Origin of the sequence: Aquimarina hainanensis, from assembly GCF_042684685.1 — a bacterium.
GTDB lineage: Bacteria > Bacteroidota > Bacteroidia > Flavobacteriales > Flavobacteriaceae > Aquimarina > Aquimarina hainanensis.
In genome coordinates, this window is record NZ_JBHULX010000022.1 from 1 (window position 1) to 23,422 (window position 23,422).

The 23,422-nt window shown below is 36.9% G+C and carries 15 protein-coding genes; 10 read left to right on the forward strand and 5 right to left on the reverse strand.

Annotated features, from left to right (window positions below; genetic code table 11):
• From ACFSTE_RS12180 to ACFSTE_RS12200, 5 genes are all read left to right on the forward strand, one after another.
• Window positions 1–657 (forward strand): PorP/SprF family type IX secretion system membrane protein (locus tag ACFSTE_RS12180; RefSeq protein ID WP_378298125.1); only part of this gene is annotated, 657 nt, incomplete at its 5' end.
• A gap of 532 nt (window positions 658–1,189) precedes the next feature.
• Window positions 1,190–4,345, forward strand: a complete 3,156-nt coding sequence (locus tag ACFSTE_RS12185; RefSeq protein ID WP_176027315.1) for a SusC/RagA family TonB-linked outer membrane protein — start codon at window positions 1,190–1,192, stop codon at window positions 4,343–4,345.
• 159 nt (window positions 4,346–4,504) lie between these two features.
• The gene (locus ACFSTE_RS12190) at window positions 4,505–6,181 is read left to right on the forward strand and encodes a RagB/SusD family nutrient uptake outer membrane protein (protein ID WP_176027314.1); all 1,677 of its coding nucleotides are present in this window, start codon (window positions 4,505–4,507) and stop codon (window positions 6,179–6,181) included.
• A 200-nt stretch (window positions 6,182–6,381) separates the two neighbouring features.
• Window positions 6,382–9,348, forward strand: a complete 2,967-nt coding sequence (locus ACFSTE_RS12195) for a GH92 family glycosyl hydrolase (protein ID WP_378253297.1) — start codon at window positions 6,382–6,384, stop codon at window positions 9,346–9,348.
• Between the two features lie 122 nt (window positions 9,349–9,470).
• Window positions 9,471–10,094: an alpha-ketoglutarate-dependent dioxygenase AlkB family protein gene (locus tag ACFSTE_RS12200; RefSeq protein WP_378253299.1), complete on the forward strand. Its 624-nt coding sequence runs from the start codon at window positions 9,471–9,473 to the stop codon at window positions 10,092–10,094.
• Here the strand turns inward: ACFSTE_RS12200 and ACFSTE_RS12205 are convergent.
• Together ACFSTE_RS12205 and gldJ are read right to left on the reverse strand one after the other, a co-directional pair.
• Window positions 10,087–11,364, reverse strand: a complete 1,278-nt coding sequence (locus tag ACFSTE_RS12205) for a UDP-N-acetylmuramoyl-tripeptide--D-alanyl-D-alanine ligase (RefSeq protein WP_176027311.1) — start codon at window positions 11,362–11,364, stop codon at window positions 10,087–10,089. The genes ACFSTE_RS12200 and ACFSTE_RS12205 overlap by 8 nt on opposite strands.
• A 79-nt stretch (window positions 11,365–11,443) precedes the next feature.
• Window positions 11,444–13,120 (reverse strand): gliding motility lipoprotein GldJ, encoded by a 1,677-nt coding sequence (gldJ, locus tag ACFSTE_RS12210; protein WP_378253301.1) that lies wholly within the window; start codon window positions 13,118–13,120, stop codon window positions 11,444–11,446.
• Between the two features lie 710 nt (window positions 13,121–13,830).
• On the opposite strand from gldJ, the gene porV reads away from it, so the two are divergent.
• From porV to ACFSTE_RS12235, 5 genes are all read left to right on the forward strand, one after another.
• On the forward strand, window positions 13,831–14,982 hold the full coding sequence (porV, locus tag ACFSTE_RS12215) for a type IX secretion system outer membrane channel protein PorV (RefSeq protein ID WP_176027309.1): 1,152 nt from the start codon (window positions 13,831–13,833) through the stop codon (window positions 14,980–14,982).
• A 265-nt stretch (window positions 14,983–15,247) separates the two neighbouring features.
• Window positions 15,248–16,246: a pyruvate dehydrogenase (acetyl-transferring) E1 component subunit alpha gene (gene pdhA / locus ACFSTE_RS12220; protein ID WP_176027308.1), complete on the forward strand. Its 999-nt coding sequence runs from the start codon at window positions 15,248–15,250 to the stop codon at window positions 16,244–16,246.
• Window positions 16,247–16,252: 6 nt separating this feature from the next.
• Window positions 16,253–17,872: a pyruvate dehydrogenase complex dihydrolipoamide acetyltransferase gene (locus tag ACFSTE_RS12225; RefSeq protein WP_378253304.1), complete on the forward strand. Its 1,620-nt coding sequence runs from the start codon at window positions 16,253–16,255 to the stop codon at window positions 17,870–17,872.
• A 160-nt stretch (window positions 17,873–18,032) separates the two neighbouring features.
• Complete coding sequence (locus tag ACFSTE_RS12230; protein ID WP_378298167.1) at window positions 18,033–19,022, forward strand: M20/M25/M40 family metallo-hydrolase; 990 nt, start codon at window positions 18,033–18,035, stop codon at window positions 19,020–19,022.
• A gap of 34 nt (window positions 19,023–19,056) precedes the next feature.
• The gene (locus tag ACFSTE_RS12235; RefSeq protein WP_378253308.1) at window positions 19,057–19,740 is read left to right on the forward strand and encodes an SDR family NAD(P)-dependent oxidoreductase; all 684 of its coding nucleotides are present in this window, start codon (window positions 19,057–19,059) and stop codon (window positions 19,738–19,740) included.
• 307 nt (window positions 19,741–20,047) lie between these two features.
• Here ACFSTE_RS12235 and ACFSTE_RS12240 read toward each other — a convergent pair whose 3' ends face one another.
• The 3 genes from ACFSTE_RS12240 to ACFSTE_RS12250 all read right to left on the reverse strand — a co-directional run bounded on the left by ACFSTE_RS12240 (window position 20,048) and on the right by ACFSTE_RS12250 (window position 23,237).
• Window positions 20,048–21,358: a sugar MFS transporter gene (locus ACFSTE_RS12240; RefSeq protein ID WP_378253310.1), complete on the reverse strand. Its 1,311-nt coding sequence runs from the start codon at window positions 21,356–21,358 to the stop codon at window positions 20,048–20,050.
• Between the two features lie 140 nt (window positions 21,359–21,498).
• A complete protein-coding gene (locus tag ACFSTE_RS12245) occupies window positions 21,499–22,389 on the reverse strand; it encodes a hypothetical protein (protein ID WP_378253311.1) in 891 nt (296 codons plus the stop codon).
• Window positions 22,386–23,237 carry a hypothetical protein gene (locus ACFSTE_RS12250; RefSeq protein WP_378253313.1) on the reverse strand — a complete coding sequence of 284 codons (852 nt, stop codon included), beginning with the start codon at window positions 23,235–23,237 and terminating at the stop codon, window positions 22,386–22,388. Before ACFSTE_RS12250 ends, ACFSTE_RS12245 begins: the two co-directional genes overlap by 4 nt.
• Window positions 23,238–23,422: the final 185 nt, after the last annotated feature.

Here is a 23,422-nt window from a genome sequence, read left to right on the forward strand (position 1 = left end):
TATTTTGATATTGATTTTTCATATACAATACCTACTTCAGATGTTGGGAAGTTAAGTTTTGGATTAAAAGCAGGAGGTCATTTACTGAATGTAGATTTTCAGCGATTGAGCAAATTTGATGTTAATGATCCGAGTTTCGAAAATAATATAGACAATAAATTTAGTCCTAATGTTGGGATTGGTTTGTATTATCATACCCCTCGTTTTTATTTAGGATTGAGTGCTCCAAACTTATTGGAGACGGAGCATTTTGATGAGAGTGCTACGGTTGGGGGTAATGATTCTTCAGCTTTTGTAGCTAAGGAGCGTATTAATTATTATTTAATTACAGGTCATACGTTTGATCTCAGTAGTGATGTTAAATTTAAACCAGCTTTGCTGACAAAATTGGTCTTGGGAGCCCCTTTACAGGTAGATTTATCCGCAAGTTTTTTATTGTATGAGCGATTGAGTTTTGGAGTTGGTTACCGTTGGGATGCGGCATTGAGTGGTATGGTTGGCTTTCAGGTCTCAGATGGTTTGATGGTTGGTTTTGCTTATGATCGAGAGACTACTGAACTAGGTAAGGCAGTGTTTAATGATGGTAGTTATGAAGTATTGCTTCGATTTGAACTCTTTAAGAAATACAACAGAATGTTAACCCCTCGTTTCTTTTAAAAAAATAAGGGCGTATCAAATACCATAAAAAGGGGAGAAAAAAATGTTTTTCTCCCCTTTTACTTTTTATAAAACCAGGAGATATTTTAAGGAATAGTTGTCCTGGAGTGGGGTACTTTTTTAATTTGAAAAACGATTTTTTGTAAGAAAATCTTCATCTTTTAAGAAAAATATTTGTTGTGTTTTTTTTGTTGTTTTAACTAAAAAGCATCATTTAATTTACTGTTTTTGGGTAATTTATGATGTTTTTGTGTCTTTTTTGTCTGTTTTTTTGTCATTTTTTGGGTGAAAAAAAACGGAATCTACTTTGTTTCTTCTTTATAAAACGGAATAAAAATGCCTAGAAACTTATTCTGAAATAAAATTCACTGAAATTTCCGGATAAATAAAAAAAATAATCTTCATAATATAAATTTGGTAACAAAGAATTCTTATTGATGATAGCGTCATCAAATTTAGTGAGCTAGCGAACCTTATAAAAAGGTTATTAGGGGGAACTAATAATCAAATTATTAATCAATCCAATTTTGAAATGAAGAAAAAAATAAACAATATTTTTTTTGTAGTTCCTTTTCTGTTTTTTGTCAATATGGCATGGGCGCAGGAAATTGTACTTACAGGAAAAGTAATGGATGGTGATGGAATGCTGTTACCAGGTGTTAATGTGATTATAGAAGGCTCTTCTAAAGGGACACAAACAGATTTTGACGGGAAGTATACATTACAAGTACATAAAGGAGAAGTTGTCTTGTATAGCTATTTAGGAATGGAAACCCAAAAATATATTGTAGGAGAATCGATAGTGTATGATGTCGTATTAGTCGAAGCTTCAAGTCAGTTAGGGGAGGTTGTTGTAACGGGATATTCTAAGCAATCTGTAAGGAATATTACAGGTTCTGTAAGTGTTGTTAAGGCAGAAGATATAGCTGCGACCTCACCGGTGGATATAGAACAATCATTGCAAGGACTAGCGTCAGGAGTTACAGTAGGATCAGAAGGAGGTCCGGGAGGAGCTGCAATGGTTCGAATCCGGGGATTCGGAACGATTAACAATAATGACCCGCTATATGTAATTGATGGAACACCAACTACAACAGGAATTAACCAGTTAAATCCTGCGGATATAGAATCTGTACAAATCCTGAAAGATGCCTCTTCGGCAGCTATATATGGATTTAGAGCAGCAAACGGAGTTATTCTCATAACGACAAAAGGAGGAAAATACAATGGAGGAGCTACTATAACATTTAATTCTAGTTTTGGAGTAGATAGTGTCCCTGAATCAGCATTTCCAGACTTATTATCTCCGCAGGAAATAGCTAATGTAATCTGGACACGATTTAAAAATGATGGATTCGCTCCTTCTCATCCACAATACGGTAGTGGAGAAACTCCGGTGTTACCTAATTATCTGACACCAACAGGTGCCGATGTAGCGGATGAATCTACCTATGATCCAAGGACAAATAAGATAACGAAGGCTAATAAAGAAGGAACTGATTGGTTTGATGCCTATTTTAATGATGCTTTTGTACAAAACTACAATTTAGGAATGTCAGGAGGGTCTGAAAATGTGAGATTTCATGTCGGTTTAGGAGCGTTAAAACAAGAAGGAGTTGCGCTAAAAACATTTTATGATAGATATACATTACGAGTAAATTCAGAATTTAAGGCATCTAAATCTTTTAGGATAGGAGAATCATTTAATATTTCATATTCAGATAGAGTGGGGTCTATTGGTAATCAGTCTACAGGAGGAGATATTTCTTTCCTGTATAGAGCCCAACCGATTATTCCTGTACATGATATAGCAGGGAATTATGCGGGACCTCAAAGTGTGGGATTAGGAAATGGAATTAATCCGGTAGCAAGTGCTATCCGTAATAAAGATAATTTATCCCGTAGATTTAGAGCGATTGGAAATGTATATGCAGAAGCAGATTTGATAGAAGGGCTTACTTTTAAAACTAATATGGGACTAAATTATGATACAACACATAGTTCCTTTTATGTTTTTCTCAATCCGGAAGTGGCAGAACCTAATTCTGTTAATAGACTGATCGAAAGCAATGGGTATACAATATCTTCGACCTGGTATAACACACTTAGTTATTCCAAAGCATTAGGTGATCATACAATTGATGCAATGCTAGGAACAGAATACCATAAAACTCAAAGTAAGTTTCTAAGTGCTTCCAGAACAGATTTTTTTACAGATGATCTGGATTACAGATACCTTGATAGAGGGACAGGAACCAGAGATAATAACGGAGGAGGAGTAAAAAGTGCTTACTTTTCAGCCTTCGGAAAATTAGATTACAATTATGATAATCGATATTTAGCATCTTTTTCTTTGAGAAGAGACGCTACCTCTAAATTTTCTAAAAGTAAAAGATCCGATTATTTTCCATCGTATAGTGTCGCATGGAGATTGTCTAATGAAGCTTTTATGGAAGATGTTTCTTTTATAAACGATCTTAAAATTAAAGCAGGATATGGAGAGTTAGGAAATGAAAGTATTCCGCAAGGACGAATTTTTAGTCAGTATCTTAATGATGACAATACCAATTATGATATTGGTGGAAGTAATTCCAGTGTAGTTCCAGGATATAGCCTGTTTATTCACGGGAATAAAGACCTGGAATGGGAAACTACCAAAACAAAAAATATAGGAATTGACGGGGCATTTTTAGATAACAAAGTTAGTTTTGGGATAGAATATTATCAGGCACTTACTGATAGGTTACTGGTACAGGACCAGGCAGATATTACCTTGATAGGATATGCGCAATCAAAATTTATAAATGCTGGTTCTGTAGAGAATAAAGGATTTGATATTTCTTTAGGATATAATGATAAACTCAATGAAAATTTCTCATATAATCTGGCACTTAATGTCTCTTCATATAAAAATACAGTAAAGAGTTTGTCTGATAATCCAGATTACTTTTTAGTAGGAAGTGTAGCAAGAGAAACAAGACCTTCCAGAACACAAGCAGGGCAACCGATCGCTTCTTTTCATGGGTTTGTTATTGATGGGATTATCCAGGATCAGGCAGATTTGGATCAGACTGGAGATTATTTAGGAAAGGGAATAGGGACCTTTAAATATCGAGATCTTAATGGAGATGGTATTATTAATGATGAAGATCGTGATTTTATAGGGAGTCCACATCCTGATTTTACTTATAGTCTTAATATGGGAGCAGCGTATAAAAATTTCGATTTTAGCCTGTTTTTTCAAGGAAGTCAAGGGAATGACATCTATAATTTTACAAAATTCTTTACGGATTTTAACAGTTTTCCAGGAGCTAAGAGTCGCGATTATTTAAATTCCTGGAGTCCGACAAACAGAGGAGGGCGATTGCCACTGTTGTCTAATAATCCTGCAGAACACTATTCGAGTGCGAGTAGTTATTATATAGAAGATGGATCGTATCTACGATTAAAGAATGTTCAATTGGGGTATACATTACCAGAAGATGTTACTTCTAAACTAAAGATCGATAAACTAAGGTTGTATTTACAGGCTAAAAACTTATTCACCTGGACTAAATATACAGGTCTAGATCCTGAAATTAATTTACAACGTTATGGAGGAGATTCTGTAAATCTCGATATAGGAATTGACAGAGGAGCTTATCCAGTTACACAGTCTTTTTTATTGGGAGTTAACCTTACGTTATAGAATACATAAAGTATTAGATGGTATACTAAAAGCGTAAAATGGATTAGCGAATTAAGAATAATACGAAAAGAAATGAAACGAACCATGAAAAAAATAAGACAGATTGAAAATAATTTTCTGGTGCGTTCCATGTGATTTCTAAAACAATATTATAAACACATGAAAAGAATAATAATACTAGCATGGGCGAGTCTATTGACTATTTCATGCGATCATGAGCTGGATATAGCTCCGCAAGCCTCTCTGGTAGAAGGGGTGATTACATTCGATAAAGAATGGGTAGGACAGCAATTAATCAGCTCCTACGCTATGTTAGATGGAAACCCAGGATATTTTTGGGCTCCGGCTTCTAACTGGGCACTTGGTGATGTAGCATCTGATGATTTTTATAAAGGATCCTCTATTGATGATCAACCGCAGTTAAATGATGTAGAACGATATACTCCGGGAACTACAAATATCTATTTGTCTAGAAAATGGAAAGCCATGTATGAAGGAATTTCCAGAGCGAATCAAACGCTAAGCTCTATTGCTATTGCTATTGAAAATGGGGAGTCAGAAGAAGCCTTATCAGTATTGGGGGGAGAAGCCAAGTTTCTGAGAGCGTATTATCATTTCGAGATCAAAAAAATATGGAATAATATTCCGTATATGACAGAAGCGTTAACTACTACACCTCCTAATGATGTGGATGTTTGGCCGTTGATAGAAGAAGACCTGCTGGCAGCAATTGCAGTATTGCCGGAAATGCAGGATGATGCGGGAAGAGCTACCTCATGGATTGCCAAAGCGTATTTGGCAAAAGCGCATATGTTTCAAAATGACTTTGCAGCTGCTAAGCCAGTATTGGATGATATTATAAGTGGAGGACCGTTTCAATTAGTCCCTTATTATCACGATAATTTTAATGGAGAAAAAGACAATAATTCAGAATCTGTTTTTGCTGTTCAGAATTCTGTAAATGATGGAGGAGACGGATTTATTAATGGTAACAGAGGAAACCGACTAAATCACCCGTATGCATCAGATGCTCCGGGAGGAGGATGCTGCGGGTTTTTTCAACCAAGTCAAAACCTTGTCAATGCCTTTAAAACAGATGCAGATGGGCTCCCTTTATTAGATACATTTAATGATGAAGATGTTCATAGTGACCAGGGAGTGAGTTCTGAAGAACCCTTTACTCCATACGCAGGGAATTTGGACCCAAGATTAGACTGGACAGTAGGACGAAGAGGGATTGAATACCTAGGATGGGGAGCAATGCCAGGATCCAGATGGGTACGTGATCAATCCAATGGAGGACCGTATGTAGGTAAGAAGCATGAGGTGTTAAAATCACAGGAAGGAACCATCTCTGCAGCAGGAGCGCCACAGTATAATGCAATTAATACTCCATTGATTCGATATGCGGATGTGTTGTTGTGGAGAGCAGAAATTCATGCAGATGAAGGGCAATTAACAGAAGCGATGAATCTGGTAAATATGATTCGAGCAAGAGCAGCAAATCCCGAAGGTTTTGTGAAAAATGAAGGAGGAACTCCCGCTGCGAATTACGTGATTAGCGAGTATACATCATTTCCGGATAGAGACTATGCTATAAAAGCAGTACGGTTTGAAAGAAGGTTAGAACTCGCTTCAGAAGGACACCGTTTCTTTGATATGGTACGATGGGGAATTGCCTCTCAGGTACTCAATGAATATGTAAGCGAAGAAGCAACCAAACGGGTATATCTTAACGGAGCAAGTTTTACATCGGGGAAAAATGAATATTACCCGATACCATTAGACGCTATTAATGCCGCTAAAGGTGCTTTGAAGCAAAATCCGGGTTATTAATTTATAAAGAATACCTCTTAATAGCTTATTTTGTTTTAATTAGAGAAAGGCAGTTTCTATATATAGATGCTGTCTTTCATGATTATGTTATTTTAGAGAACAGCAACGTATCTGAGAGAGAGAAACATCGGAATAGATTTCGGAAACTGATAAGCACATTTAGCGAATTGATAAAAGAATATACAATCAAAATCTGTAATATGAATAAGGCAAAAAAAATACTACTACTTTTTTTACTGGGAATTATCGGGGGAAGATGTACCCAAACTGAATCCAAAAAAGCAGTAGACTATGTAGATGTCTTTATAGGAACCAAATCCCCAGGGCATACCTTTCCCGGGGCTATGCTCCCTTTTGGGATGGTACAGTTAAGCCCGGATACAAGAAATGATCATACCAGTTGGCCAGCTTGTGCTGGATACGACTATATGGACCCTTCCATTATTGGTTTTACACATACGCACCTTTCAGGGACAGGAGTTCCTGATCTTGGAGATATTCTATTGATGCCTACTACCGGAGCAGTAAAACTACAAGCAGGAGCAGTAACCAATCCTGATGAAGGGTATCGATCGAGATATCATCATGAAAACGAATCAGCAAGTCCGGGATATTACTCGGTGATGCTGGAGGATTATGCCGTTACAGCAGAGTTAACAGCCACTAAACGAGTAGGAGTACATCGGTATACGTTTTCTTCAGGAGAAGAAGAAAAACATATCATTATTGACCTGGAACATCGAGATCCGGTTGTAGAGGCGGAATTCGAAATTATCAGTGATACAGAGATTGCCGGATATAGAAGGTCTAAAGCCTGGGCAGGAAATCAGCGCCAATATTTTGTAGCGCGTTTTTCCAAACCAATACAATCTTATGAGGTGCTTTGTGGAGATAAAAAAGAAACAAAAGAAAAGCAATTTCGCAATAAGAAAATAATCGCAGCACTGACATTTGACCCTAAAGAAAAAGAAGTAATGGCAAAAGTAGCTCTTTCTGCAGTTAGTATCGAGGGAGCGAGAAAAAATCTGGATGCTGAGATGTCTCATTGGGATTTTGAGAAAGTGAGAGAAGAAGCAAGAACTATCTGGAATACGATGCTGAGTAAGATAGAAGTAACGGATGCTGATGAAACAAAAAAAGAAATCTTTTATACTGCATTATACCATAGTTTACTGACTCCGAATTTATACAATGATGTAGATGGAAAATACAGGGGAATGGATGACCAGATACACACAGCAAAAGGTTTTACCAATTACACAGTTTTTTCGTTATGGGATACTTTTAGAGGATTACACCCCCTATTAACCATATTAGAACCGGAAATAACCAGAGATATCGTAGTTACCTTACAAAAAAAGCATGAACAGTTCGGAGAAATTCCTATGTGGGAACTGGCAGCAAATGACACAAGATGTATGATAGGATATCATGGGGTATCAGTAATGACTGATGCCTATCTCAAAGGGATTACGGAAGTAGATACAGAAAAAGTGCTACAAGCGATGATCGAAAGTGCTAATGTCAAAAAACGGGGGATTAATTATTATACCGAATTAGGATTTGTCCCATCGAATAAAAGCAGTCAGTCGGTTTCAAAAACATTGGAGTATGCATATGACGATTGGTGTATTGCTCAGATGGCAAAAGCGATAGGGAAAACAGAAATTTATGAAGAATATGCTAAAAGAGCTCGGTTTTTTATGAATGTGTTTGATAAAGAAACAGGATTTATGCGACCGAGATATTCAGACAGGAGCTGGTACGAAAATTTTGACCCGGCATCCGTAGAAAAGACCTATAATTTTAATTTTACAGAAGGAAATTCTTATCAGTATAGTTTGTTTGTCCCCCATGATATTGCTACCATGGTTAATTTGGTAGGAGGGGATCGGGCTTTTGAACAATGGCTAGATACACTTTTTAAAGCAAATGTGCAGGAAGAAATAAGCGAAGATTCGGATGTGTCAGGGTTGATAGGGCAATACTCCCACGGGAATGAGCCGAGTCATCATATTGCATATTTGTATAATTATGCAGGAAAACCTTGGAAATCACAACGGATTATACATCAGATATTAAATAATTTATATACAGCAGAGCCAGATGGTCTATGTGGGAATGATGATTGTGGTCAGATGTCTGCCTGGTATGTGCTAAGTAGCCTGGGATTTTATTCAGTGACTCCCGGAGCTCCGGAATATGTCATAGGAAGTCCGGCTTTTGAAAAAGTAACCCTACACCTGGATAATGGAAAGCAATTTGTAATTAAAGGAAATAATGCCGGTAAACAGCGTATTCATTTTTCATCGGTGCACCTAAATGGAAAAGAATACCCGTATTCATATCTGAAGCATGCAGATATAATGAAAGGGGGAGAATTAGTTTTTGAAATGACAAATGTCCCTAATAAAGAATGGGGACAAGAAAAAAAATACCGACCTTTCTCAGATACTCAGAAAACGGTACATATCCCTTACCTAAAATCAGATCATAAGCTTTTCTTGGCAACAAAAGAAGTTGCCCTGGGCTGTGATACAAAAGGCGCTAGTATTTATTACACCACAGATGGGAGTGAACCTACACTTTCAGCTACTAAATATGAAGCGCCTTTTACAATAGATACGACGACTCGTGTCAAAGCCAAAGCTTTTAGAGAAGGAATGCAGTCCAGTTATACCGCAAACATTTATTTGGAAAAACAGCAAGAAAAAGAGATCGCTAATACAAAAGCGTTAACTTCTGGGCTCTCATATACGTATTATGAAGGGATTTTTAGGTCTGTATATGACTTTTCGAATGTAATACCTACTGAGAAAGGAACTGTGGATACAGTCGATATTTCCAAAAGATTGAGGGATGAATGGATTGGTTTTGATTTTGAAGGGTATATAAAGATACCAGAATCGGGGGTGTATACTTTTGAAATTGCTGCTAATGATGGAGCACAGTTGTTGATTGACGGAGTAGAGCTTTTCGAAAGTGACGGAAGGAAGTCCTTTAGCTTTACACAGAAAAACGATATTGTTCTGTCTCGGGGTTTTCACTCTTTTCAGGTAAAGTATTTCCAGTGTTCTGATAATATTGGGTTATCGGCATTTTGGAGTGGTCCTAAGATAGAAAGGCAGCAAATCCCAGCCACTGTTTTGTTCAGGGGTACTGATTGATAATAACACAATGTTAATTGAGTTCTTACGTTTAGCACGGAGTCGTTGTAAGACACTTCGTGCTTTTTTTTATGGAATTGTTTTAATTTTGTAATGATCAAACTTTCTCAATCGATATAAGGATGGACTTGTTTAATGAATCTTCCAGAGATGTTAATATTCTGCCGTACGATGGAATCGTATTGTATCATGGAGTGGTATTGGGACAACAAAAAGAAATAGCACTTTTCGATACCTTGCTTAAAACGGTTCCCTGGAAATCAGATGAAGTCATGTTATTTGGGAAACGAATTATTACCAAAAGAAAAGTTGCCTGGTATGGGGATCAGGATTATCGGTATACCTATTCTAATATGGAAAAGCGGGCTATTCCATGGTCTAAGGAGTTGTTAGTGATTAAAAACCTGGTTGAACATGAGACGAAAGAGCGCTTTAATTCATGTTTGCTGAATCTGTACCATGATGGGGGAGAAGGTATGGGCTGGCATAGTGATGATGAGAAAGAATTGGGAGAGGTCAATACAATTGCTTCTGTAAGTTTGGGAGCTGCGAGAAAGTTTTCTTTTAAACATAAAAAAACAAAAGATACTACTTCTTTGATGTTGGAAAGAGGAAGCTTACTGGAAATGAAAGGAAGTACACAACGACATTGGTTACATGCGTTGCCTAAAACTAAAAAAATCCTAAATCCCAGAATCAACCTGACATTCAGGACCATTATATCGGAAAGATCAAGAACTAAATAAGATCTAGAATTCGTTCCAGTTTCATTCCTCTCGATCCTTTGATTAAAACCCCTTCCTTAATCATTTGAGAATTCCAATCATTTTGTAAAGCTTCAAAAGAAGAGAATTTTTTCACTCGATCATCCATATTATCAGTTGCATAGAAATGTGTTCCGACCAGATATATTTGATCAATATCAGATGCAATGAGTTGATCCGTAATTCTTTGATGCTCCTGAGGAGCCTCAGTACCCAGTTCGAACATATCTCCGAGAAAGGCTGTTTTTTTAGAAAATGAAAGTTGGTTAAAATTCTTGATAGCTGCGCTCATACTGGTTGGGTTGGCATTATATGCATCAAGAATAATAGTAGTGGTCCCTTTTTTTATAATTTGCGACCGATTATTGTCAGGAATATAGGATTCGATCGATTTTTGAATGCTTTCTGGAGAAATTTTAAAATACTTTCCAATAGTAATAGCAGCAGCAATATTAGTAAAGTTATACGCGCCTATAAGATGACTATTTATAGTCAATCCATCATATGTGACAGTTACCATAGGGGAGGCATCCTTGAGATGAACCATGACATCATTTTTTGTGTGATTACCAAAGGTGTATGTATTCATATTGATGGCTTGCTGAACAAGCGTAGCATCTTCGGTATTTAAAAACACGGTTTTATCTCTGTCGGCAAGGTGGCGATAAAGCTCGGTCTTTCCTTTTAAAACACCTGCTAATCCCCCAAAACCTTCGAGGTGAGCCTTTCCTATATTGGTGATATATCCATAGTCAGGAAGTGCTATCGAGCATAGAAAATCAATTTCCTTTAGGTGGTTTGCACCCATTTCTACAATCCCTATCTCTGTGTCCGAAGACATGGATAGCAAGGTCAGAGGTACTCCGATATGGTTATTTAGATTACCAACAGTAGCAGTTGTGCGATAAGTGGATGACAGTACCGTATTAATTAATTCCTTAGTTGTTGTTTTGCCATTGCTTCCTGTCAGGGCAATAATCGGGATAGCTAGTTGTTGTCTATGGAATGTAGCTAACTCCTGTAAAGTCTGTAATGCATTTCCAACATAAATACATCGTGGGGAAACAGCGTATTCTTTTTCATCGACAATAGCATAAGAAGCTCCTTTTTTCAAAGCTTCATCAGCATATATATTGCCATTAAAATTCGCTCCTTTGAGCGCAAAGAAAATACAGGTGTCTTTAATCTTTCTGGTATCTGTAGATACCCCCGAACTTTGTAGAAATAATTGGTGTAATTCAGGAATTGTCATAAGCTGTTTTTATCATATTAAAAAGCCCTGCGATTACACAGGGCTTATTCTTTTCTTCTATAATGAACTTGCTAATTTCTTAATTAGTAGGTTTTTTATGTCTAGGTGTCTTTTTGTTTTTTGCTTTTGTACCTACTCTAGACATCGCATTTCTGAATCCTATATAATCAGTAGCCATATCCTGAGGGAAGAATCTTCTCTGAGCAGGGTCTAACCAATATGCTCTGTCTTTCCAGGAACCACCTTTGTATACTCTTACGTCATCATCAACAATAGTAGTTCTGGTACTGGTCTCATCATATCTTCTGTCCAGTTTTGTACTGTCTTCTTCACTAGGACCTACTTCATGAATAGGAGCGTTGTACATTCTTCTGTTAGGCATGTTTTCGTCCATGTACCCCTCGTAATATCTAGATGAACTCTTATCTCCATCTCTGAAATTACGGTTGTCACTATCAGTAAAGTTTGTTCTCAGATAAGTTTCGTTTTCGTCAACAGGAGTTTGTAATATCCCTCCTGGTAATACACGAGCAACAATCTTACCATTACTTAATGTATCGTATATAATTGAATCAGTCGTAACGATTTTTACAGTACCGTCAGCATTGATTGCATTTTTAGTGTATACATTTCCTCTATAGTAGTTAAAGTCATTGTATTCATCATCAACAATTGGTCTGTAGATGTCAGCTACCCATTCGGCAACATTTCCTGCCATATCATAAAGTCCAAAATCATTTGGATCGTATGATTTTACAGGAGCAGTGATATCAGCTCCATCATCACTCCATCCGGCAATACCACCGTAGTCACCATCACCTTGCTTAAAGTTAGCTAATTGATCCCCACGTGTTCTTCTAGCTCCGGAACGCGTGTATTTTCCATTCCATGGATATTTTTTTCTTCCTCTGTATATGTTATAACTTCTAACTTCTACTAACGCTAATGCAGCATATTCCCACTCAGCTTCTGTTGGAAGACGGTACTTAGGCAGTAGTAATCCATCTTTTCTTTGGATGTATAATCCAGTAGAGTCATTGCTTCTTTCATATTTTTCAGAAGCACGACCTCCTCTGATCGCTTCATCATTTCCTCCATATGTTTGAGAAGGAGCATTCAGATACGTCTCTGTATCGAATGTACTTTCTGCAGATACATCTTCAAAAGGAGCATTTTTCTTTATTACGTCTTCTTCTTCTAAGATTCTTTCATTAACACGATTCGTTCTCCAATTACTAAATTCTACAGCCTGAATCCAGTTTACACCTACTACAGGGTAGTTAGCATATGCCGGGTGACGTAAGTAATTGTTTGTCATCATTTCGTTAAAACCAAGACGATTTCTCCATACTAATGTATCAGGAAGTGCACCGTTATAGATATTCTTGTATTTAGGTTCAGTAGGAGGGTATACTCCTTTTAACCAATCTAAATATTCTAAATACATAATATTGGTAACCTCAGTTTCGTCCATGTAGAATGACTGAACGTGTTGTTGGGTGGGAGTGTTGTTCCAGTCGTGCATAACATCGTCCTGCACGCGTCCCATTGTGAAGGTTCCACCTTCGATAAAAATTAAACCAGGACCAGTTTCCTGATCTTTGTAGTTTGTGTTTACCTGAAATCCGCCGTCTTTGGAATTGTATTTCCAACCAGTGGCTCTGGAACTGTTGCCATAGTCGTTTTTAGTACAACTCAACAGTAAAGCACTAACAGACAACACTATTAGCGATCTAAAAATAAACGCGTTTTTCATAATCTTAAGTTCGTTAAAGTAGAAATTAGGGCTTGCAATATAACAATTAACGTTAAATTTAGCCTAATATTTTTAATATTTTATTGAATAACAAAAAAAATGTAATCCCACTAAGTCAGTTTTTTAACGTCATATTTTATTGTTTAGTATTCTTTTGATGAAAACAAATAAAAAATATGTAGGTGTTTTTAATGATGTCAAAATAAAGGAACCAGGTATAAATACGTGTTTTTTCAAGGGTTCTGAAAGGTTATTATTGACGCTTTGGAATTCGATATTTTTTTTAATTTGTTCCATAAGTAATTGCTTCCTGTAGAAAAAGTTTTTTCTCAAAGAAAATGATGATCTATATATAATAGAATGAAAAGCCTTACTAAAGGAACTATAGATAGAAGAATACGGTCCAAAGATACTAAAGGCGTTAAAGGATGTGTAAATTTTTATTTAACTATAATCAAGGAAGTATATATTAAAATGAGATTATTATATTTGAGCAAAATATACCGTGGGTTTATCGATAGTATTCCTTGATTGGTATATGGTGTTTTTGGGGGAGAAAATCAAAGGAAAAGAATAAAATACACTTTTTTTATATAAGATATCTGTAAAATATGCGTTAACTAATGCAGGACTGTGCAGGCAGATATCCGAAAATGAACTAACTTAATAATTAACAAAGTAACTATATTTGTTTTAAACACACAGACAACATGAAAAAAATAGTGATACTTGGCTTGGTAGCTATGACACTTAGCAACCTATCATTACAAGCTCAGGAAGATCGGGCGATAACTACAGCTACCCCTTTTTTAGTAATCGCAGCTGATGCCAGAGCTTCAGGTTTAGCCGATCAGGGAGTTGCTACTTCTGCAGATGCATTCTCGCAGCAGTGGAACCCCGCAAAGTATGCTTTTATAGAAAAAAAGCAGGGAGTAGGGGTGAACTATACACCTTACCTAAGTAGTCTGGTTAATGATATTTTTCTGGGAAGTGTTAATTACTATAATAGAATAAATGACCGAAGTGCGATGGCAGCAAGTCTTCGATACTTTAGTCTGGGAGATATAGAATTTAGACAAGGACCAACCGATACCCCTAACGTACAAAAACCAAATGAATTTACCTTTGATTTATCTTATGCATTGAGATTGAGTGATCGTTTCTCTATGGCAGTAGGAGGAAGATATCTTCGTTCGGATTTAAGATTACAAGGACTGGGAGATGACGCTAGTGCGGCAGGTAGTTTTGGAGTGGATGTAGCGGCTTTCTATCAGAGTGAAGAAATAGGATACAGATCCTTTAACGGTCGTTGGAGAGCAGGAGCTAATATCTCTAATATCGGACCGAAAATTAAATATGACGACGCAGGAAAAGAAAACTTTATTCCTACTAATTTTAAAATTGGAGCCGGATTCGATTTCATATTTAATGAAGATAACAGAATTACTCCTTCTATAGAATTTAATAAGTTATTGGTGCCAACTCCAAAAGATTTTGACGGAGATGGAGATATCGATTCAGAAGATAATAAAGAATACGAAGATATTAGCGAATTTGGAGCGATCTTTTCTTCTTGGGGAGATGCACCAGGAGGATTTAGTGAAGAGCTAAAAGAAATTACCTGGGGACTTGGAGCAGAATATGTTTATAGAGATGTATTCTCTTTCAGAACAGGATACTTTAATGAGCATGAAGATAAAGGAGCCCGTAAATTTGTATCTCTGGGAGCTGGGTTTAAATACACAATTGTGAATATTGATATTTCATATCTGTTCTCTACTTCTGCAGTAAAAAGTCCATTAGAAGGAACACTGAGATTTGGATTATCCTTTAATTTTGGAGAGGACTTCCATGAGAGATAATAAATGATCATTAATAATAATGTACGGAAAAGGGTTACTGATATGGCTTTCAGTAACCCTTTTTTGTTAAAATGAGTTTAAATAATATTTCACTACACGTTAATTAAAACGTTTTCGTAGATTTTTATGACTAAACTGTTTTTACCTTAAAGCCGAATATATTATTTTTGCTTTTCGTTTTGTTGGGATATCATTTCCATCAGGATGTAATAGATCAGGTGTCAGTGAAATAACTGACTTATTAGTGAACATCATATAATTCTAAATGAAAAAAATAACCAAAGAAGTATACCTTAAATGGTATGAAGACATGCTTTTCTGGAGAAAATTTGAAGATAAGCTAGCACAGGTATATATCCAGCAAAAAGTAAGAGGTTTTTTACATTTATATAATGGTCAGGAAGCTATTTTGGCAGGAGCACTGCACGCGATGGATCTGACAAAAGATAAAATGATTACTGCTTATCGTAATCATGTACAGCCTATCGGGATGGGAGAAGACCCTAAAAGAGTAATGGCAGAATTGTATGGTAAAGGAACTGGAACCTCTCAGGGATTAGGAGGATCCATGCATATATTCTCTAAAGAACATCGTTTTTATGGAGGACACGGAATTGTAGGAGGACAAATACCATTAGGTGCAGGATTGGCATTTGCCGATAAATATCATAACAGAGATGCAGTTACGTTGACATTTATGGGAGACGGAGCAACTCGTCAGGGATCTCTTCATGAGACGTTTAATCTGGCCATGTTGTGGAATTTACCTGTTGTTTTTTGTGTAGAAAACAATGGATATGCTATGGGGACTTCTGTAGAAAGAACAGCAAACCATACTGATATCTGGAAATTAGGTTTAGGGTATGAAATGCCTTGTGGTCCTGTAGATGCGATGAATCCTGTAAAAGTTGCAGAAGCAATGGATGAAGCAATTACCAGAGCCAGAACAGGAGGAGGACCTACTTTCTTAGAATTAAAGACGTATCGATATAGAGGGCACTCAATGAGTGATGCTCAGAAATACAGAACCAAAGAAGAAGTAGCAGAATATCAAAAGATTGATCCAATTACACAGGTATTGGATATAATCAAGGAACATAACTATGCTACAGAAGAAGAAATAAAAGAGATAGATAAGCGAGTTAAAGATAAAGTACGAGAGTGCGAAAAATTTGCAGAAGAATCTCCATTTCCGGATAAAAATGTAATGTACGACGTAGTGTACGAACAGGAAAATTATCCATTTTTACCACATAAACTATAATAGCGTATGGCAACAGTAATAAATATGCCGAGATTGAGCGACACTATGGAAGAAGGAGTAGTGGCAAAATGGCTCGTAAAAGTAGGAGATAAGGTAGCAGAAGGTGATATGCTTGCTGAGATTGAGACAGATAAAGCAACCATGGAGTTCGAATCGTTTTATGAAGGAACTCTATTGCATATCGGTGTTGAAGAAGGCGAAACCGCTCCGGTTGATCAGTTATTAGCTATTATAGGGGATGAAGGAGAAGATATATCTTCTCTGTTAAAAGGAGGAGCTCCAGCAGCAGAAACCACTCCGGTAGAAGAAAAAGCAGCAGAAGTAGCAACTCCGGCTCCTACAGGTGCAAGTGTGCCAGAAGGGGTAGAGATTATTACAATGCCTAGACTTAGTGATACGATGGAAGAAGGTACAGTGGCTACCTGGTTGAAGAAAGTTGGAGATGCGGTGTCTGAAGGAGATATTCTGGCGGAGATTGAAACAGATAAAGCTACTATGGAGTTTGAGTCTTTTTATGAAGGGACATTGCTTCATATTGGAATAGAAGAAGGAAAAACCGCTCCGGTTGATTCACTATTGGCAATTATCGGACCTGCGGGAACAGATGTCTCTGCAATTAAAGAAGGTGGAGTACCTTCGCAAGCAACTCCGGAAGCAACAAGTACAGAAGAAAAGAAAGAAGTTGTTACAGCAACAGAAACAGCAGTAGCAGATACATCCGGATCGGGAGGTAGAATATTTGCCTCTCCGCTTGCTAAGAAAATAGCAGCAGATAAAGGAATTGATCTGTCTAAAATAAAAGGAACAGGAGAAAACGGACGCGTTGTTAAAAGAGACGTGGAGTCTTATACTCCTTCACAGACAGTGGAGAAAACAACAGCTCCAAAAGAAGCAGAAAATAACACTGCTGTAAGCGGTATTCAGGCATATACACCAGCAGGTGAAGAACATTTTGAAGAAGTGAAAAATTCTCAGATGCGTAAGACAATTGCAAAACGTCTTTCTGAATCTAAGTTTACAGCACCTCATTACTACTTGACAATAGAAGTAGATATGGAACATGCAATTGCTTCCCGTAAGAACATCAATCAATTGCCGGATACAAAAGTATCATTTAACGATATGGTAGTTAAGGCTTGTGCGATGGCGTTGAGGAAACACCCACAGGTGAATACTCAATGGACAAATACTACAACGAAATATGCGAAACATATTAGTATAGGTGTGGCAGTAGCTGTGGCTGATGGGTTGGTTGTTCCTGTACTTCCTTTTACAGATCAAATGTCGTTGACCCAAATAGGGGCAAATGTAAAAGACCTGGCAGGAAAAGCAAGGAATAAAAAATTAACTCCGCAGGAAATGGAAGGAAGTACTTTTACAGTTTCAAACCTAGGGATGTTTGGAATCCAGGAGTTTACTTCGATTATAAATCAACCGAACTCGGCAATTCTTTCTGTAGGAGCGATTGTAGAAAAACCAGTTGTAAAAGAAGGACAGATTGTAGTAGGAAATACAATGAAAGTAACCTTGGCATGTGATCATAGAACAGTAGATGGTGCTACGGGAGCTCAGTTTTTACAAACATTAAAACAGTATTTGGAAAATCCGGTAACGATGCTTGCTTAATCCAATTACAGATACAGTATATAAGAAAAATCCCGTTTCATATGAAACGGGATTTTTTATCTTTATAACACCAGTATGTGGATTTTTAGACCTTATGATAGAGGTGAATGAGTCATCTGGAGTTTATAACAATTTCATTAACATCAAAAAACGAAAACAAATGAAACGAATATGGATACTTGCGTTAGCGATGTCTTTAGTGCAATGCAAAGAAGCGGTTACTGCACAGAAAAATAAAGAAGAAACAGCTACTACTACTACTACTACTACTACTACTACTACTACTGAGGAGAAAGAAGTTGCTGATATTGTTACTTATTTGGCGAGTGATGAGTTGGGTGGGAGAGATACAGGAACAGAAGGATATGAAAAAGCAGTGGTATATGTCGAGAATACGTTTAAGAAATTTGGGGTTGCTCCTTATTTTGAGTCTTATAGGGATAATTTCGAAGTTCAGGGGCAAAAAACTTGTAATGTCGTAGGATATCTCAAAGGAACAGATGAGAAATTAGCAAATGAATTTGTGATTCTGGGAGCACATCTGGACCATATTGGTCATGCCAAAGAAAATGAAGCAAAAGATAAGGTAGCTAATGGAGCTAATGATAATGCAGCAGGAAGTGCAGCAGTGATTTCTTTAGCCAGGTATTTTGCAGAAAAAAAAGATAATAAGAGAAGTATCTTGTTTGTGCTGTTTGGTGCGGAAGAAAGAGGGCTGTTAGGGTCTAAGAATTTAGCGGGAGTATTAAAAGAGAAGAACCTGGACTTGTATACGATGGTTAATTTTGAAATGATAGGTGTGCCGATGAATAACAAGAATTATACAGCTTATATTACAGGTTTTCACAAATCAAATATGGCTCAGAAAATGAATGAATATGCAGGAAAAGATTTGGTGGGATTTTTGGAAAAAGCCAAAGAATTTAGTTTGTTCAAAAGAAGTGATAACTACCCATTTCACCAGGTGTTTAATGTTCCGGCACAAACAATTTCTACTTTTGATTTTACAAATTATAAGTACTACCACCACGTGGATGATGAGGCTGCTGAAATGGATTTTGCTTTTATGGCAAGACTGATTAATGAATGTGCGCCAGTATTGTCAAAAATTATAAATGCAAAAACAAAAGAAATTGTATATAATAACTAGTATACTGTTTAAAAAAAAATAGAAGATCAGTCATATGAAAAAAATTATCATCACAGGAACAAGTAGGGGAATCGGATTGGAAATGGTTAAGCTTTTTGCAGAAGAAGGGCATCAGGTATTGGCATTATCCAGAAATGAAAAACCTGTTACGTCATTAGGTTATTCGAATGTAACCGCTTTTTCTTTTGATATTTCAGAGGCGTCGGCTATAGCACGGGTAAAAACACATGTAGAAGAGCTTTGGGGAGCAGAGGTAGATGTATTGATCAATAATGCAGGAAAACTACTTAATAAACCTTTTGCAGCGATTACTACAGAAGAATTTGAAGCCGTCTATAGGGTCAATGTATTTGGGGTAGCTGAGCTAACCAGGCAATTACTCCCTTTTATGAAGGCAAAAAGCCATGTCGTAACCATTAGTAGTATGGGGGGAATCCAGGGGAGCATGAAATTTCCTGGATTAGCAGCATATAGCTCTAGTAAAGGTGCAGTGATAACCCTGAATGAGTTACTGGCAGAAGAGTACAAAGAAAGCGGGGTTTCGTTTAATGTACTGGCATTAGGAGCTGTTCAGACAGAAATGTTGGAAGAAGCGTTTCCAGGCTATCAAGCGCCCTTAACTGCTGTGCAAATGGCTACGTATATTAAGGATTTTTCTTTGACGGGACATACATTTTATAATGGGAAGGTGTTACAGGTATCAAGCAGCACTCCATAAATTAAGAATGCCTGTCAGTTGAGGAAGTAATAATCACTTTCACAGCTGTAAGTAGAAAACAAGGAGCTTCTTTTGAGGAGATGTGGACTTCTGTAAAATACTCTATGATATACGTAAAAGAGATACCTAAAGAGGTATCTCTTTTACGTATGTTACTTGCTGATACTTTTTTGCGATATCCTGTTTTTTGAGATTATCTCTGTTATAAGAGAGTTTTTGTAGTTGTTATCCATCAATCTTTTATTTATTGACAGAGTCAGAAATGTTTTAGAAAAAGCTTGCAAGACGTCTTGCAAGCTTTTGTAAGTTAATTTGTTTCTTTATGTCGTTTAGACCATCCGTAATATAAAATGAATCCATAGCATAAAGCGATGAGTAATAAAGCGGTTTTAAAGCCGATATGATCTGTGAGTAACCCATATATAGGAGGGATGATAGCTCCTCCTACAATGGCTGTACACAAAATACCGGAAGCTTGTGCTTTGAGGTCTTCCAGTCCGTCTAAAGCCAATGTGAATATAGTAGGAAACATAATAGAATTGAATAATCCTACGGCGAGGATTGACCACATAGATACCAATCCGGATGTGCTAATCGACAGGGTAATCATCAGAATGGCTATAGTAGCAAAAATACCCAATACTTTTCCAGGAGGAATAATTTTAGTCAGGTAGGCTCCTACAAATCTTCCGATCATCGCTCCAGACCAATAAAATACCACAAAGGCACCTACAATTGCCTTTCCGTCTTTTTTTTCCAGACTAGCCCCGAGTAGTGTTTCTGATAAGAATCGCATAAATGGAGTTTCCTTGATAGTATCTACTAATTCCATATGCATAAAATAATTGACCAAATAACTTCCGATAGCCACTTCGGCACCAACGTATACGAATATTCCTAGAGCACCAAGTAGTATTTTAGGTTTTTGAGCAATCAGTGTCAGGTATCCTCCTTGTGGAGAATCTTCAATTAATTTAGGAAGTTTTATAAAGGCAAAAGCTATGACCAGCAAAGCGATAAATACTACGATAAAGAGAAAAGGCATTTGTACAGCAGAGGCTTCAGATATATAATAAGCCTCTTTATCAGCAGCGCTTAACATCTCTATTTCTTCAGATGATTTTACAGTGTCACTTAATAAAAAGATGGCTCCGACAACTGGTGCAATAGCGGTTCCCAGGGAATTGAACGCCTGAGATAGGTTTAGTCGGCTGGCAGCGCCTTCTTCAGTTCCCAAAAGAGCTACATAAGGATTAGCAGCTACCTGTAGAATAGTAATACCACTGGCCAGTGTGAAATATCCGAGAAGGAATGCGGAAAAAGCCCTGTATGAAGCAGCCGGATAAAAAAGCAGACAGCCAATTGCCATTAAACTTAATCCCAGAATGATGCCTTTTTTGTATCCGATTTTTGATAGAATAAAACCTGCGGGAATCGAGAGTAGAAAGAAAGCTCCGAAAAATGCAAATTGAACCAGACCGGCCTGAAAATATGATAATTCAAAAACATCCCGTAACCGGGGAATCAGAGAATCAACTAAAACGGTAATAAACCCCCATAAAAAGAATAAAGAGGTAATGGTGAAAAAAGCACTTCTGTACGATTTTGATGTATTCATAGAGGTTGTTTTATAAAGAGAATTTTATAAATGAAAGAAAGCAATTTACTAAAACTGAATTTTTTAGCTGCTTAATTTTGCGCATTCTTCGTAAGAAAAGTGCTTTTTATTGAAAAGTGCGAAATAAGAAGGAAAAATTATTATGATTTGCAATGAACAAGGATATTTTTTCGGACGAGGGTGTTGTCGGTCTTTTTTCGTAAAAAGAAATTGATAGAGTAAGCGTATTTATCCTTGAATTTAGAAGTTTCGGGAGTAGCTGTTATCCGTATATTATAATGAGAGTTCTTATAGGTTTCTTTCCAGGAAGAACCAAATGCTCTTTTTGTATTTCTGGGAGTGGTAACCTGAATTTTTTCTGAGGCAGCATGAATCCCAACTTGAAGGATGCCGTGAGTATCATCATTAAGTCGCCCGAAGAATATTTTCTGAGAAGGAGTGTCTTCAACGTTTACAGAAAAAAGACAATCGCAATTATCAATGTCTTCCCATGAAAAATTCAGATCTTTTAAAGAAAACTTTTCTTTTTGCAAGGGAGTGTGGACTTCTTTTTGGTAGGTAACGGACGGTTGTTTCTTTTCTGTTTTTTCAAAATCAATCTGGATTGATGTTGTTGCTATTGTATCGATAAAAACAGTTGATCGTTTGATGATAGATATAATGGTGTCTGTTTTCTGACGCTCAAAATTGAGTTTGGTTTTCACTGTTGTAATAGAATCAGTCATTGCGACAGAATCGATGATTTCGATGTTTTTTAATAGCGTATGCGGAGTGATATGAATCCATGTAGGAAGCGTGTCATTTTTAGGAAATTCCGGGTGTTTTATATGAAGCTGTCTGGTTTCGATAATGTCTTTTAATTTCTGAAAAATCACCTCCGTATAGGCTTGTTTCGGTGTGATAACTTCTTTTATGATCGCTTCAGATTCTACAGCAGTAGAGGACTGTTCTTTTGAAGTGAATTTCTCAGCACGATTGTTAGAGCAGCCAATACTGAGCAGAAATAAAACGATATAAAGAAGCTGTCTCATAATGAACTTTTAAATTTTAACATTACAATCTTACCATTAACTCTTTTCGAATCGATAATCCGGATATTTTTTAATTCCTGAGTTGGAGTAGTTAATGTATTGATGAAATCATCTTTGGAGAACATTTCTACGCCAACACCATGAGGTAAAATTTTAAAAATAGTAGCCTCATCAGCAAGGATTTTATGTAGTTCTTTTCGCCGTTTTTTCCAATCCTCAATTTTTCCATTTACATAATAATGGAGCATCAGGGCGTAATCATCTGTTTTTACCTGAATTTGTTCTTGTTGGTGTTTAGTGTAAGAGCGATATATAGTGTCATCTTTGTAATAAGGAGAGGTAATACTGAACCGGACAAAGTCATCTTTGGTTGTCCAGGAGAAACATCCTGTGCTATCACTTTTTATGTCAAAAGGAGATTCTTTGCTATTCAATACCTTAATGCTAATCGGTGGATTGATAATTCGTTCTTCTCTGTCCTGATCAATAAAACAAAAGGAGAAGGTGTTTGAAGGAGTAGGCGTGAAAAAAAATACCCAAAGTGTTCCTAGTATTGCCCCGGTACTTCCCAGAAGGAAAAGCCACTTTTTGTAATTCAATTGCTTTTGCTGAGGAGCAGGTCTGTTATTGCTCAGAAAGTCATTCCAGTTTTGATATCCGCAATATTGAGCAAACAAATGTAGGACGTCAATTCGGGGAAGCTTGTTGCTATCTTTTTTAAAATAGCTATAAAACGATTTCTCGCTAATACTTCCCTTTGTTTTAAATAATAAATCTTCTCTAAAGAGAGAGATTTCCGTGCCTTTCCAGGTAGAAATATCATGGTTCGCAGTGGTATGACGTTCCAAAAAAGTTTTAGAAAGTGCTTTTTTCAGGGACTCGAAGGCTATTTTTTCTACAGCAGTAATATTAGTAAGCTTTTAAATTATAGGTGTTTGTGTTGTTGTAAAACCTTTTGCAATTGCTTTTCAAGAGTTTTACAAGAAAGTTCAACTGCAGGATACTAGGTTTGTCATATACGATAACAAGATAG